The organism is Niveispirillum irakense DSM 11586 (assembly GCF_000429645.1).
Classification (GTDB): Bacteria; Pseudomonadota; Alphaproteobacteria; order Azospirillales; family Azospirillaceae; genus Niveispirillum; species Niveispirillum irakense.
The window spans coordinates 88,646-102,653 of sequence record NZ_KE386933.1 but is presented as its reverse complement, the minus strand read 5'-3'; the positions used below and the strand labels follow the sequence as shown (position 1 = coordinate 102,653).

12 protein-coding genes are annotated in these 14,008 nt (G+C 64.5%); 5 read left to right on the top strand and 7 right to left on the bottom strand.

Features of this window, described 5'->3' with window-relative positions:
• Positions 1 to 63 precede the first annotated feature (63 nt).
• Complete coding sequence (locus tag G473_RS0114475; protein WP_029013686.1) at positions 64 to 1,863, top strand: M3 family oligoendopeptidase; 1,800 nt, start codon at positions 64 to 66, stop codon at positions 1,861 to 1,863.
• A gap of 140 nt (positions 1,864 to 2,003) precedes the next feature.
• Here the strand turns inward: G473_RS0114475 and G473_RS0114470 are convergent, their stop codons facing one another.
• From G473_RS0114470 to G473_RS27045, 6 genes are all read right to left on the bottom strand, one after another.
• Positions 2,004 to 3,467, bottom strand: a complete 1,464-nt coding sequence (locus G473_RS0114470; protein WP_029013685.1) for a coniferyl aldehyde dehydrogenase — start codon at positions 3,465 to 3,467, stop codon at positions 2,004 to 2,006.
• Positions 3,468 to 3,516: 49 nt separating this feature from the next.
• Positions 3,517 to 4,035 (bottom strand): hypothetical protein, encoded by a 519-nt coding sequence (locus tag G473_RS0114465; RefSeq protein WP_029013684.1) that lies wholly within the window; start codon positions 4,033 to 4,035, stop codon positions 3,517 to 3,519.
• A gap of 4 nt (positions 4,036 to 4,039) precedes the next feature.
• Positions 4,040 to 4,570 carry a hypothetical protein gene (locus G473_RS0114460; protein ID WP_029013683.1) on the bottom strand — a complete coding sequence of 177 codons (531 nt, stop codon included), beginning with the start codon at positions 4,568 to 4,570 and terminating at the stop codon, positions 4,040 to 4,042.
• A gap of 98 nt (positions 4,571 to 4,668) precedes the next feature.
• Positions 4,669 to 5,520 carry a ChbG/HpnK family deacetylase gene (locus tag G473_RS27055; RefSeq protein ID WP_035707402.1) on the bottom strand — a complete coding sequence of 284 codons (852 nt, stop codon included), beginning with the start codon at positions 5,518 to 5,520 and terminating at the stop codon, positions 4,669 to 4,671.
• Positions 5,517 to 6,542: an alpha/beta hydrolase gene (locus tag G473_RS27050; RefSeq protein ID WP_051330308.1), complete on the bottom strand. Its 1,026-nt coding sequence runs from the start codon at positions 6,540 to 6,542 to the stop codon at positions 5,517 to 5,519. The genes G473_RS27055 and G473_RS27050 overlap by 4 nt, the downstream gene beginning before the upstream one ends.
• On the bottom strand, positions 6,526 to 7,530 hold the full coding sequence (locus tag G473_RS27045; RefSeq protein ID WP_051330307.1) for an ABC transporter ATP-binding protein: 1,005 nt from the start codon (positions 7,528 to 7,530) through the stop codon (positions 6,526 to 6,528). Before G473_RS27045 ends, G473_RS27050 begins: the two co-directional genes overlap by 17 nt.
• Before the next feature lie 284 nt (positions 7,531 to 7,814).
• Between G473_RS27045 and G473_RS0114440 the strand changes: the two genes are divergently transcribed.
• Positions 7,815 to 8,000 (top strand): zinc-finger domain-containing protein, encoded by a 186-nt coding sequence (locus tag G473_RS0114440; protein WP_029013682.1) that lies wholly within the window; start codon positions 7,815 to 7,817, stop codon positions 7,998 to 8,000.
• 26 nt (positions 8,001 to 8,026) lie between these two features.
• On the opposite strand, the gene G473_RS0114435 is transcribed toward G473_RS0114440, so the two are convergent.
• The gene (locus G473_RS0114435; RefSeq protein WP_029013681.1) at positions 8,027 to 8,884 is read right to left on the bottom strand and encodes a CAP domain-containing protein; all 858 of its coding nucleotides are present in this window, start codon (positions 8,882 to 8,884) and stop codon (positions 8,027 to 8,029) included.
• Between the two features lie 241 nt (positions 8,885 to 9,125).
• Between G473_RS0114435 and G473_RS30380 the strand changes: the two genes are divergently transcribed.
• The 3 genes from G473_RS30380 (at position 9,126) to G473_RS0114415 (ending at position 13,951) form a co-directional block, all read left to right on the top strand.
• Positions 9,126 to 9,302 carry a hypothetical protein gene (locus G473_RS30380; RefSeq protein ID WP_154667417.1) on the top strand — a complete coding sequence of 59 codons (177 nt, stop codon included), beginning with the start codon at positions 9,126 to 9,128 and terminating at the stop codon, positions 9,300 to 9,302.
• Positions 9,303 to 9,578: 276 nt separating this feature from the next.
• Complete coding sequence (locus tag G473_RS27040) at positions 9,579 to 10,682, top strand: efflux RND transporter periplasmic adaptor subunit (protein ID WP_051330306.1); 1,104 nt, start codon at positions 9,579 to 9,581, stop codon at positions 10,680 to 10,682.
• 128 nt (positions 10,683 to 10,810) lie between these two features.
• On the top strand, positions 10,811 to 13,951 hold the full coding sequence (locus G473_RS0114415) for an efflux RND transporter permease subunit (protein WP_029013680.1): 3,141 nt from the start codon (positions 10,811 to 10,813) through the stop codon (positions 13,949 to 13,951).
• Positions 13,952 to 14,008: the final 57 nt, after the last annotated feature.

Sequence of the window (14,008 nt, the reverse complement as noted above, 5' to 3'; positions counted from 1 at the left end):
CCTTTGAACATTCCCCGCCCCCATGCCATATCGTGAAGTCGAACAGCTTCACCGGAGGGGGCAATGCCCGATAGTTTGACGACCGCTGATCTGGGCCCGATGCCGAATTGGGACCTGTCCGATCTTTATGCCGGCCCCGACAGCCCGGCGTTGAAGGCCGATCTGGATCAGGCGGAAAAGGACGGCATCGCCTTTGCCAAACAATATGAAGGCAAGCTGGCCAAGCTCTCCGGTGCCGATCTGGCCAAGGCCATCGCGATCTATGAACGGATAGACGAAGCGCTGTCCAAGATCATGTCCTATGCCGGGCTGCTCTATGCCTCCAACATGGCTGATCCGGCCATCGGCCGCTTCTACCAGGGCATGAATGAGCGGGTGACCGCCATTTCCGTGCATCTCTTGTTTTTCACGCTGGAGATCAACCGGCTGGAAGAACATGAAATCCAGGCCAAGCTGCGCGACAAGGCCCTGGCGGCTTATGGCCCCTTCATCCGTTATACCCGCGTGTTCCGCCCGCATCAGCTTTCCGATGAGGTGGAAAAGCTGCTGATGGAAAAGCAGGTGGTCGGTCGCGCGTCCTGGATGCGTTTGTTCGATGAACATCTGGCCGATCTGCGCTTCCCCGTGCGCGGTAAGGATCTGACCTCGGCGGAAGCGCTGAACCTGCTCTCCTCCACCGATCCGGCCCTGCGGCGCGATGCGGCCCAGGCGCTGGGCGAAGTGCTGGGCAAGAACCAGCGCATCTTCGCCCACATCATGAATACGCTGATCAAGGAAAAGGAGATCGAGGATCGCTGGCGCTCCTACGCCCAGCCCTGGTCAGCACGCAACATGGGCAACCATGTCGAAGATGAGGTGGTGGATGCGCTGCTGTCGTCGGTGCGCGCAGCCTATCCCCGTCTGTCCCATCGTTACTATGCGCTGAAGGCCAAATGGTTCGGCCAGGACAAGCTGGATTACTGGGACCGCAACGCCCCCCTGCCCGGCGATGACGATGCCAAGATCAGTTGGGAAGACGCCAAGCGCATCGTCAGCAATGCCTATGGCCGCTTCTCCCCCGACATGGCGGCAATCGGCCAGAAATTCTTCGACAATCCCTGGATCGACGTGCCGCCGCGGCCCGGCAAGAATCCCGGTGCGTTTGCCCATCCGGTGGTGCCGTCGGCCCATCCCTATCTGCTGCTGAATTATATGGGCCGCACGCGCGATGTGATGACGCTGGCCCATGAATTGGGCCATGGCGTACATCAATATCTGTGCCGCGCCCAGGGGCATTTGCAGGCGTCCACACCCCTGACCCTGGCAGAGACGGCGTCCGTCTTCGGGGAGATGCTGACCTTCCGGTCGCTGCTGGACAAGACCACCGACAAGGCCGCGCGCAAGCGCCTGCTGGCCGGCAAGGTGGAGGATATGATCAACACGGTGGTCCGCCAGATCGCCTTTTACCAGTTCGAGCGCAAGCTGCACAGCGAACGGCGCGAAGGCGAACTGTCAGCCGAGCGGATCGCCGATATCTGGATGGAAGTACAGAAGGAAAGCCTGGGCCCCGCCTTCCGCTGGGAAGACAGCTACCGGCCCTACTGGACCTATATCGGGCATTTCGTCCATGCGCCCTTCTATGTTTACGCCTATGCCTTCGGCGATTGCCTGGTGAACAGCCTCTATGCCGCCTATCAGGAAGCGGCGGCCAAGGGCGAAGGGGACGTGTTCGCGGACAAATACATCAAGATGCTGTCCGCCGCCGGCACCCTGCACCATGGGGAATTGCTGGCCCCGTTCGGCCTGGACCTGAAAGACCCCGCCTTCTGGAACAAGGGGCTGGGCCTGCTGGAAAGCTTCATCGACGAGTTGGAACGGCTGTAAGGCCATTCTGCTTACTGGAAACACACCCCGGTTTTTGTTTTCCTCAATCGCCGGCGCTGCCTCCGGCAGCTTGGCTTCGCGGCACGTGCCGCGCGGCGGCGGTCGCCGCCGGAGCTGTTTCCGGTCAACCGAAAACAGCTCTACCGCATCAGCCATTTCAACAGCCGGTCGATGCGCTCCCCATAAGGGGGGCGCATCAGGCCGGTCAGGCTGAAGCGGCTTTGGGTGAAGATGGCGCGGGCATGGCTGAACCGGTGGAAACCGGCCTCCCCATGATAGGCACCCATGCCGCTTTCCCCCACCCCGCCAAAGGGCAACGCTTCCTGCGCCACATGCAGCAGCGTGTCATTCACGGTCACCCCACCAGACAGGGTTCGGTCCAGCACATGGCGGGTCAGGGCCTTGTTGTGGCTGAACAGGTACAGCGCCAGGGGACGGGACCTAGCGTTGATATAATCAATCGCACCGTCCAGCGTGTCATAGGGCACCAGCGGCAACAGTGGCCCGAAAATCTCCTGGTTCAGGATGTCAGCCGGCTCCGGCACCTCCGTCAGCAGGACCGGTGCCAGCTTGCGATCTGCCGGGTCCAGGATTTCCGCCGCCGGGCTGAGCGGGAACAGCCGCGCCCCGCGCCGGCGCGCATCATCCAACAGGCCATTCAGCCGCTGATAATGACCATCGCTGATGATGGCGGTGTAATCCGGATTGCGGCCCAGCGTGGGATAGCGCCGCGACAATGATTGCGCGAATGCGTCAATGAAGGCCGCCTCCCGCCCGCGCGGCAGCAGCACATAATCGGGCGCGATGCAGGTTTGCCCCGCATTCAGCAGCTTGCCGGCCAGGATGCGGTCAACCGCCTGATCCAGCAGATAATCATCGGTCAGCAGAACAGGCGACTTGCCCCCCAGTTCCAGCGTCACCGGCACCAGATTCTCCGATGCCGCCCGCATCACCTGCCGGCCAATATGGGTGGAGCCGGTGAACAGCAGATGGTCGAACGGCAGATGGGTGACGGCATGGGCCAGATCAGCCCCACCGGTCAGCACCGCCACCTCACTCGGCTTGAACACCTCTGCCAGCAGCAGTTCCAGCAGCGCGGCCGTGCGGGGCGTCTGTTCAGACGGCTTCAGCAGCACCCGGTTACCCGCCGCCACCGCCGCCGCCAGGGGGGAAAGGGCAAGCTGCACGGGGTAGTTCCACGGCGCGATGATGCCGACCACGCCCAGGGCCTGATATTCCACCCGTGCCCGGCCGAGGCGGAACAGCAGATCAACCGGCCGGCGGCGCGGCCGCATCCAGCGGCGCAGATGTTTGGCAGCATGGCGGATGGCAAGACGGGTGGTGAAAAGGTCTGCCATCATCGTTTCATGGGTGGAACGATGGCCGAAATCCTGGCTTACCGCTTCGCACAGGCTATGGGCATACTTGGCCAAAGCCTGATCAAGCTGTTCAAGGGCGGCGATGCGGCGCTCTGGCATCAGGGGGCCTTCCTGGCGATAGGCATCGCGCAGGGGATCGAACGCGCCGGTCACCCGGCGATCAGCAGCGGCAGCCGCGCGGATGCGGGCCTTGGCCAATGGAAATTCGATCACCGCATCCGACATGCGTGTCCGCCTTCCTTGCCGATAGCGCGTCGGGGCGGGGATCGCCCGCTCAGGCGCGCCGGAACCGTTCCACCTTGATCAGCCGATAACCCGATGCGGCCGAGAAGCGAGAGGCTGCCCGGTGCCGGGCATCACGATCAGTGGCCCCAGAAATCAAATAGGTACGCCCCGCCGCCCAGTCCATGGCAACCGCGCCCGATGGCGGCGCCGTGCCGCCTTCCTGCGCTATGGTAACCTCCCACAGACGGGTTTGGCCCAGGCTGGACCGGTCGATCATGAAAAGACGCTGTTTGGGCTGCTCATTGGCCTGGGCCAGATCGGCTTCAGCCTGGATCGTTTCATCGGCCAGCCGGGCCAGTTCCGCCTTGGCGCGGCCCAGTTCCTCCTGGCTTTGCGCATTCAGGCCGCGCAGGGTCTCACACGCCACATCCAGACGCTGCCGTTCCTCCTCCACCAGCCGCAGGTCGCGCTGGTAGTCCATGACATCCCCCTCGATCCGGCGCATCAGCGCGGCGGAAAACACGATGGCAATGACGATCAGCAGGAACAGGCCGAGCTGGATGATCATGCGCCTACGCCGCTGCCAGAGGCATGGAGGGGGCGGGCTTGGAAAGGGAGAAGCCGGCATCGGGGGAGAAGGCAGCCCGGGCGATACGGGTCGCTTCCTCCGCATTATCGGCCCACACCTCCACCATGTGCCGCACATGGCGCAGATGGCAGTCCTTCACCGTGGTCTGTCCCAGCATGATGGTGCTGGCGATGGATAATTGCAGGGAAAAGCACTGTCGATGGCTGCCAGGGTCACCCAGTTCATGCACGATCAGATAATTATCGGCCGCGGCCTGCTGGATGCGGCGGTGGAGTTCGGCCAGTTGGGTTGTCGCCACCTTGCGGTCCTGCTCCGCCTGGCGCACCGCCTCCTGCGTCCCGCGCCAGGCATCGGTCAGGGCCTGCTGCTTGCGGGTCAAGGCCCGGTTCTGCTCCTGCTGGCGATCGATGCGCGCGCGACGGGTATAGAACAGCATCTGCCGGACAAGGGCCAGGGTCACTGCCGCAATGGCGCACACCATCGAAACAACAAAAAGGGTGATATTGACGTCCAACCCCAGGGCCTCCCTGCCCCCCTGACCATAGACCGGTAATCTATCATGCCGGTGGCGGGGCCGTCTTTGCCGGCGATCCAGCCGGAAGCGATGGGGCCCTATGCAAGGGTGGCTCCCAGCACCGCGCCGCTGGCAGCCAGATCAGCCGGCCAGTGGGGCCCGGCAAGATAGGCCATCTCTGCCTGCCGCGCCCCGACAACCGGGTCCAGTCCCGCCAGCACGTGATCCGCCTGGGCCGGATGCACCATGATCAGCAGGCCCGGACGCACCCGTGACAGGAAACGCCGCATCAATGCCGGAAAATCCCCGTCGAATCCGTAAATACCGGTAAAGCCGGCATTGGTGGGAATGCCACGGGCATGGGCCGCCGCCGCCAGCCCGCCAGCCAGCGCGGCGATGAAGGCAGCCTTGGCCGGGGCTACGCCGCGCGCCAGGATCGCGCCCGCCGGCTCGGCACAATCACGCAGCCACACCGTGCCGGCGGGATAGCGGCGGGTCAGCGCCCCCAGCACTGCCGGCCGGATGCCCGGCAGCAGATGCACATGCTGGTGCCCGTCAATATAGGCCGGCGGGCGGCCCATCACGGCCTCGAACGCATCAAGCTGGCGGTCGATCTCCGCCGCGATTTCCGTCCGGCATGCCGCGTTCAGGCCACCGGACAGGCTGTGCCGCAGCCACCAGCCCAGCGCCGGGAAGCGCCCATCCGGCGCCAGTCGCGGCATGGCGCCCAGTGGGGCGAGCGCCCCGGTCAGGGTCACATGCAGCCCTGCCTGAAAAGGCGGCGGAAGGTCCGCCAGGGCGCGGCCATGCTCCCGCCAGAAGGGGCTGGGCGTCATCGCACCCGTACCCGTCAGCCGCCCTTCCCTGGCCAGGGACAGGATGGCGGCACTGACGCCGGGGGAGAGCGCATAATCATCCGCCACCACCTGGATCGGACAGGGCCGGCTCATGATTCCACCATCGAAACAGGGGTGATGCGCAAACCACTGGGCAGCGGCCCGCCCGGATCGGTGACGAAGGCTGCCACATCGCCCCGAACGATATCAGCCTTCAGGTCGCGCAGCAGCAGATGCCAGCCATCGGGATAGCGCAGCACCCGCACCCCTTCTCCCGACGGGATGCGATGCAGGGCCGTCGTCACGGCCAGCGGCGGGATCACCTGTTCGTTCCGGCCATAAAGCACCAGGGTGGGGGATGGCAGCCTTGCCATCGACGCCATGGCCTGATCCATCAGGTCGGTCAGCCCGCGCATGGCATCAATCCGGGTGGCGCGGATCATCATCGGGTCACGGCCCAGCGCGCGCAGCATCTCGATATTGTCGGAAGCCTGGATTTTCAGCCCCTTGGGTGGGGTCAGGGCCATATCGGGGAACAGCCAGCCCCCAACCGCCAGCGCCCAGCGCTGATAGAAGGGCATGGTGGCGCGGCTCCACACCGCCGGCGCAGACAGGATCAGCCCGCCCACCCCATCCGGCAGGGGCGCCCCGGCAAAGGTGGTCGCGGCCACCGCCCCGCCCATGCTTTCCCCCAGGACAAAGACGGGCAGGCCCGGATAGGTCTGGCGGGCGGCGGCGACAGCGGACAGAAGATCGGCCTGCAACGTGTTGATGCCGGGCCAAAGCCCCCGGCCCGGTGCCGCGCCGAATCCGCGCTGGTCATAGGCCAGGGTCGCGATGCCCTGGGCCGCCCAGTCACGCGCCGGCGCATCAAAGGCATTGGAATAATCATTGAAACCGTGCAGGGCGACAATCACCGCCCGGACCGGGCCTTCCGGCCTCCAGTGCCGTAAAGGGAGGTTTGCGCCATCCGTTGTGACAAGCGCCCCTTCGGCCAGGGAAGGCACCTGCCGGACGGGACCGATCATCTCCGTCCGGGCGGCGCACCCCGTCACCAGCAGGCAGGCCAGCAGGGCCAGCGGCCCCAGCAGCCGGCCCCACCAGCCCGCCCCTGTCGGTTCAGCGCAGGCCACCATCCACAGAAGCCGGTGTGCGGGTCAGTTGCAGGAACACATCCTCCAGATCGCTTTCCACCATGGACAGATCCTTGACCGACAGGCCGGCAGCAGCCATGGCGCCCAGCAGGTCCGCCACCCGGGTCTGGGTGGGGCGATAGCGGATGGTCAGGCGGCGCGGGTTGTCCAGGCTGGCATCGAAGCCGGCAAATTGCGTCGGCACAGCAGCGATATCCTGATCCAGCGTCACCACCATCTCCTTCGCGTCCAGCCGGCCCAGCAGCACAGCCGTGCTGTCACAGGCCACCACCTGTCCGTGATTGACAATGGCGATGGTGTCGCAAAGTTCCTGTGCTTCTTCCAGATAATGGGTGGTCAGCACCACCGTGGTGCCGGCGCGGTTCAGTTCCCGCACATAGGCCCACAGGCTCTGCCGCAATTCCACATCCACGCCGGCCGTCGGCTCGTCCAGCACCAGCACCGGCGGGGCATGGACCATGGCCTTGGCCACCATCAGGCGACGGCGCATGCCGCCCGAAAGGGTGCGGGCATAGGCATTGGCCTTGTCCTTCAGCCCCACCGCCTCCAGCAGCCGGTCGGTCTGGCGTTCCGCCTTGGGCACGCCATAAAGCCCGGCCTGAAGGTCCAGGATTTCCCGCGGGGTGAAGAACGGGTCCAGGTTCAGTTCCTGCGGCACAATACCGATGGCGGCACGCGCCGAGCGGGGATGCTTGTCGATATCGATGCCCCAGATCTCCGCCGTGCCGCTGGTCTTGTTCACCAGACCGGCCAGGATATTGATCGTGGTGCTTTTGCCCGCCCCGTTCGGCCCCAGCAGCCCATAGATGGACCCGCGCGGGATGGTCAGGTTGATGCCCTTCAGCGCTTCCTTGGGCGGGGCCTTGCCGCTGCCGCGATAGGTCTTGCGCAGATCGCGGATGGCAATGGCGGCGGCCGGGCCTGCCGGGGCCATGTCGGCCGCGGTCGGCCGGCTTACACTATCAGGCATGACATCATTTCCTTAAGGCGCGCACAGACTACAAAGACAAAGGTTCCAGGCGGCCGGAAGATTGCACAGCGTTGCATCTGGGGTACACCCAAGCCGCCCTCTGGTCAAACTGTGCCTCCGGTGAAGCGTAAAGGATACGACCGCCATCACAGGGGCGGCACGGCAGGGGCATGAAATCGGGAACGCTCCCATCCGCCGCCACCGCTTGCGCAAACGGTTGGCGCTTGTATGATGCGCGCGATATCGCCTTTTCCATGATCAGACGTCCAAAGGAACGATCCGCCATGCAGCCGCTGGAAACCATCTACATCGACGACGATACCGTCGGCTGCGATGGCGGCGGCGGCCCGCTGGGCCATCCGCTGGTCTATCTGCCGCTGGCCCCCACCGGTCAGGCCTCCTGCCCCTATTGCAGCCGCCTCTATATCCAGACGGAAGAGAGCAAGGCCGCCGGCGGTCACGGCCACTGACCGTCCATGCCGATGGCGCCCCCCGGTCAGGGGGCCGTCACCTGCACCAGCGGTCCCGGATGCAGGGAAAAAATGACTGAACGACCGCTTTCGTTCGTCATCTCCTGGTCGGCATGGGCATAAAAGGCCTGGTAGAGACCTGCCTCTGTCGGTGTGGCCAACATCCCTGGTGATGTGAAATCGGATGCCTGGGGGTTACGCCCCGCCGGCACCAGTGCAACGCCGTCAAATCCACCCGCCGCTGCCTGCTGGCATCCGGTCGGAACAGGGGTGCCCGCTGTCAGCACCAACGGCATCTCCGTCAGCAGCAAACCCGCCCGGGCGGTGAAAAGCTGAACGATCACCAGCCCCGTGCGCCCCAGCGCCGCGCCCATGCCGGCATGGGTCCACCGCGTATCCAGCAGGTTGCGGCGATGGCCGGGTGATCCCATCAGGTGGCGGACGGCCTCCGTCCCCGCTTTTTCTGCCTGGGCGGGATTGAACAGGCTGGCGCCATAAAGATTTTCCGCCGTGACGCCGACAAGGCGGCGATGCAGCAGGGCCACCCGCTCCCCCGCTTGGCGCCCCTGGGCATCGGTGTGGGAAAAGGGCGCGCCATCTGCCAGCGCCTGGGCATAAAAACGCGCAATCGCCGTCAATATCGCGTCTTCCGGCAGGGCGGCGGCCTGTTGCGCTGTGCGTTCCCGGTTGCTGGCCGCCATCGCCGCCGCCTCCACCCGGTCCAGCGGCCGTTGCGCCGGACTCCGCGGCGGTATGGCCTGGAACGCATCCCGATAGGCCTCTATGTCGGAGAGGGCGGGCGACGCCCCGACCCTGCCTGTCCGCAGGACGGCGACCATGGCCGCCAGTCCCGTGACGACGATCCGTCGGCCAAGACCGTGCATACTATCCTTTCGGCTAGGGTTTCAGGAGACGCATTCCAGTGCGGGCCGTTTAGGATGGCGCGGCCCTGGCGGATATGGTTACAGAATCACCGCTGCCAATAACTCTACCCCCATCGCCTTATCAATGCCTGTCGCCCCCAACCCCGTCAGAGTACCCATCACCCGCCTCCCCTTTGTCGGCGATAAAGCCGATGGCAGGATGGGATATTGGGTATTGCCGGAAGTCGGAGAGGGGGCGGATATGCGCCTTGTCGCCCGTACCTATGTCGCCTGGTTCATGATTTACGCCGAAGCCAACGGCCAGGATGCGGCGCGGGATCTGATGGACCGGATCGAGCTTGAGATGCCCTCGCGCTATCCCGCCATCGACCGGATTTTCCTGCGTGAACTGGCCGATCTGTGGTCACCATCGCCCTGATCCGCATCACCGCGCACCCAATTGTAAAAGAGTGTCGCAAAGCCCGTCCTGTTACAGGGTTGTAACAATAAGACGGTAGATAGCCGGGGTGGGAGCCACTAGTTGCTATGTGGTCAACCTGTGCCTATCTCACTGGCGGCGCACTGCCACTATTGCATGGCATTCGCCATCGGCTTTTTGCACAAGCCCCTCCTGGCCAGTTGCGATAGGATCGCAATGGTATTTCGGCCCCGTATTCTCTCGGGGGGTGAAGGCATTTCTTATGCGGAACGGATAATGCGCCTGCCACTTCAAATCGCCTCTGCCGTTGCCCTGGTCGCCATTGGCGGCGGTGTCTGGTATGTCGCCGGCACCCCGAAAGGGGCTGGAGAACAGAATCAGGTCGCCACGCGCGCGGTCTCCGTTGTGGGCGCCCGTGTCGAGAGGGGCGATATCCAGGTCAGCTTTGATGCTGTGGGCACCTTGCGCGCCAATGAAGCTGTGACCGTCACGGCGAAAACGGCCGGCATTGTCCGCTCGATCAATTTCTCTGAAGGGCAGAAGGTGGAAGCCGGGGCCATACTGGTGGAACTGGATGCGACCGAGGTCCGCGCCAATCTGGCGGAAGCGGAAGCCGCGCGCCGCAATGCCGCCCAGTTGCTGGAGCGGTCCAAGGCGCTGTTGCCGCGTCAGGCCATCGCCCAGGCCCGGGTGGATGAATTGAACCTGTCGCTCCAGGGGGCAGAGGCCGCCGTCCGCGCCGCCCAGGCCCGGCTTCAGGATCTGACGATCAGCGCACCCTTTTCCGGCTATACCGGCCTGCGTCAGGTCAGCCCCGGCGCGCTGGTGCGCCCGGCCGACCCCGTAACCACGATCGATGATACCAGCACGATGAAGCTGGAATTCAGCGCACCGGAAGCGACGCTGCGTGACCTGCGTACTGGCATGCAAATCAATGCCGAAACCATGGTTTACCCCGACGAGCGTTTCAGCGGCGCCCTGTCGGCCGTCGATACCCGCATTGATCCCGTGACCCGCACGGTGACGGCTGTTGCCCAGATGCCCAATGCGGATAACCGGCTGCGGCCCGGCATGTTCATGACCGTCCGCCTGACGCTGGAGAACCGGACGAACGTGGTGCTGGTGCCGGAGGAATCGCTGGTGCCCAGCGGCGACCGGCAGTTCGTCTATCTGGTTGCCAATGACCGGGTGGAACGCCGGGAGGTCAAGATCAGCACCCGCAGCGATGGCAAGGTCGAGGTGGTCAGCGGCCTGCAGGGTGGCGAGGTCGTCATCACCCGTGGCGTGCAGAAGGTCCGCGAAGGCCAGCCGGTCAAGGTGGAGATCAGCGGTGAGACGGGCGTGCCGCCGCAGACGGCAGCCCAGCCCAGCCAGACCTGATCGCCAGGATGGATTTACCGGCGCCCCCCTGTGGCGGCGCCCCCGCATATGCACCAGGGTAACGGGCGCCGCAACGCGCACCGGCCCGGTGCCATTCTTTACAAATGCCTTCCAGTGGGAAACCGGCCATGGTGCTTTCCGATATCTCGATCCAGCGCCCGGTGCTTGCCTTCGTGATCAGCGCGATGCTGGTGGTGTTCGGCGTGCTGGGGTACGAGAAGCTGCCCGTGCGCGAACTGCCCAAGATCGATTATCCGATCGTCTCGATCAGCACCGGCTATCCCGGCGCCAGCGCCGAGGTGGTGGATAATGAGATCACCGAGCGGATCGAAGGCGTCATCAACGGCATCGAGGGCATCAAGACCATCCGCTCCCGCTCCCGCGAGGGCTCCTCCTCCGTTTCGGTGGAGTTCAATATCGACCGCGATATTGATGCTGCCAGCAATGATATCCGTGACCGTGTCAGCCGCATCGCTGACAATCTGCCGGAAGAAGCCGATCCGCCGGAAGTCAGCAAGGTCGATGCCGACAGCAGCCCGATCATGTGGATCTCGTTGTCATCGGACCGGATGAACCAGCTTGAGCTGACCGACTTCGTCAATCGCTACTATCTGGATGCGCTGGGCACCGTGGAAGGTGTGGCCTCTGTGCGCATCAATGGCCGGCGCGATTTTGCCATGCGGGTCTGGCTGGACCGCAACGCCATGGCCGCCCGCGATGTGACGGTGCAGGATATCGAAGCCGCCATCCGTCGGGAAAATACCGAATTGCCGGCCGGCCGTATCGAAGGTGTCCAGCGTGAATTCACCGTCCGCACCGACACCCGCCTGAACACGCCCGAACAGTTCTCCCGCATCCTGATCCGCAGCGACGGGCTGAGCCAGGTCCGGATCGGCGATGTGGCACGGGTGGAAGTCGGTCCGCGGGACGATCGCAGCGGTTTCCGCATTAATGGCAGCGACGCTGTCGGCATGGGCATTGTCCGCCAGTCCACCGCCAATACAGTGGAAGTGTCACAGGCCGTGCGCGCCATGCTGGACCAGTTCCGCGCCACGCTGCCGCCCGGCATGGCCCTGGAAGTGCGGAATGACGACGCCGTCTATATCAGCCAGTCGATTTACGAGGTGTTCCACGCCATTGCGGTCGCCATCGGGCTGGTGATCCTGGTTGTCTGGGTGTTCCTGCGCACCTTCCGCGCCACGGTGATCCCTGTCGTCGCCATTCCCGTTTCTATGATCGCCGCCTTCGGGGTGATGGCGGCGATGGGCTTTTCCATCAATGTGCTGACCCTGCTGGCCTTCGTGCTGGCCGTAGGGCTGGTGGTGGATGATGCCATCATCGTGGTGGAAAACATCTCCCGCCGGATCGAGGAAGGGGAACCGCCGCTGCTGGCAGCCTATCGCGGGGCGCGGCAGATCGGTTTCGCCGTTATCGCCACCACCCTGGTGCTGCTGGCGGTGATTGCACCGCTCTCCATGCTGCCGGGTGATCAGGGCCGTCTGTTCCGGGAGTTCGCCATCGCGCTGATGGCCGCCATCGCCTTCTCCTGCCTTGTGGCGCTGACCCTGTCTCCCATGCTCTCTTCCAAGATGCTGAAGGGTCATCAGGAAGCGCGCGGGCTGTTCCGCTATTCCGAACGGTTCCTGGATTGGGTGACAAGCGGCTATCAGAGCCTGCTGAATGGGGCCTTGAAAAGCCGCCTGCTGGTGATCCTGGCCTTGTTCGGCAGCATCGTTGTGACCGGCCTGATCGCCCTGTCCCTGCCCAGCGAACTGGCCCCGACGGAAGATCGCGGCCAGTTCCGCATCTCTCTGACAGCCCCTGAAGGCGCCAGCCTGGAGTTCACCAAGCGGGAGCTGGCCGATGTGGAAGCGCTGCTGAAGCCCTATCTGGACAATGGCGAGCTGGACAGCACACTGACCATCCTCAACCCCGGCTGGGGCGGCAATGCCGGTGTCAACCGCGCCATGGTCATCGCCCGCACCCCTGTGTGGAGTGAGCGCGTCTCCGACAAATCCGTGCTGGCCATGGTGGCGGAACTGCGCCCGAAGCTGGATGCAATCCCCGGTGCCCGCATCGTGCCGATCCTGCCCTCCGGTCTGGGTGGCGGCAGCGGCAATGCCAATCAGATCCAGGTCGTGATTGGCGGCAACACGTTCGAAGAACTGGCCGAATGGCGTGACACGCTGATCACGCGGCTGGGCCAGTATCCCGGCCTGAACGGCTTTCAGGCTGATTATGACGAGACCAAGCCCCAACTCCGCGTGACCGTGGATCGGGAACGCGCCGCCGATCTGGGCGTGCCCGTCACCCTGATTGGCACGACCCTGGAAACCATGCTGGGCGAACGGCAGGTGACCCGTTATCTGGACCGGGGCGAGGAATATGACGTGGTGCTGCGGGCCAATAGCGGCGACCGCGCCAATCCGCGTGACCTGAACAATATCTTCGTGCGCGGCAACAGCCAGGCCGGCTCCGGCCAGTTGGTACCGCTGGCGAACCTGATTCGGGTGCATGACATCGCGGCCCCGACGGAACTGAACCGCTATAATCGCCTGCGCTCCATCACCATCACCGCCAATCTAACCAGCGGAACGCCGATGGGCGATGCAATCCGGGAAGTTCAGGCCGCCGCAGCAGAGGTGCTGCCGGGCGAGGCGCGGGTCAATTTCGAAGGCGCGGCCCGCCTGCAGCTTGAAGCCTCCAGCGCCATCTATTTCGCGTTGGGCATGGCGATGCTGGTCGCTTTCCTGGTGCTGGCCGCCCAGTTCGAGAATTTCCGCCTGCCGGCCATGATCCTGGTATCGGTGCTGCCCGCGGGCTTGGGGGGCATCCTGGCGATCAAGCTCACCGGCATGTCGTTGAACACCTACACCCAGATCGGCCTGATCATGCTGATCGGCCTGATCGCGAAGAACGCGATCATGATCGTGGAATTCGCCAACCAGCTTCGCGAAGAAGGGCAGGAACTGCTGGAGGCCGTGGTCGCGGCCGCTACCCTGCGCCTGCGCCCGATTCTCATGACCTCCATCGCCACCGTCTTCGGCGCCATGCCCCTGGCCCTGGCCCATGGCGCCGGTGCAGAAAGCCGGATGGCCATTGGCTGGGTGATCGTGGGCGGGGTCAGCGTCGGCACCCTGCTGTCCCTGTTCATCACCCCGGTGCTGTACAGCATGTTCGCCAAGGGCGTGCAGCCGATCGGCAGCATCCGCCGCCGGATTGAAGAACAGGAGCGGGGCCTGGGGCCCCATCAGGTTCCAGCGGAGTAACCGACCGAAACCCGATCAATCGACCACGCAAAAGGGCGCCTCACCGGGGCGCCCTTT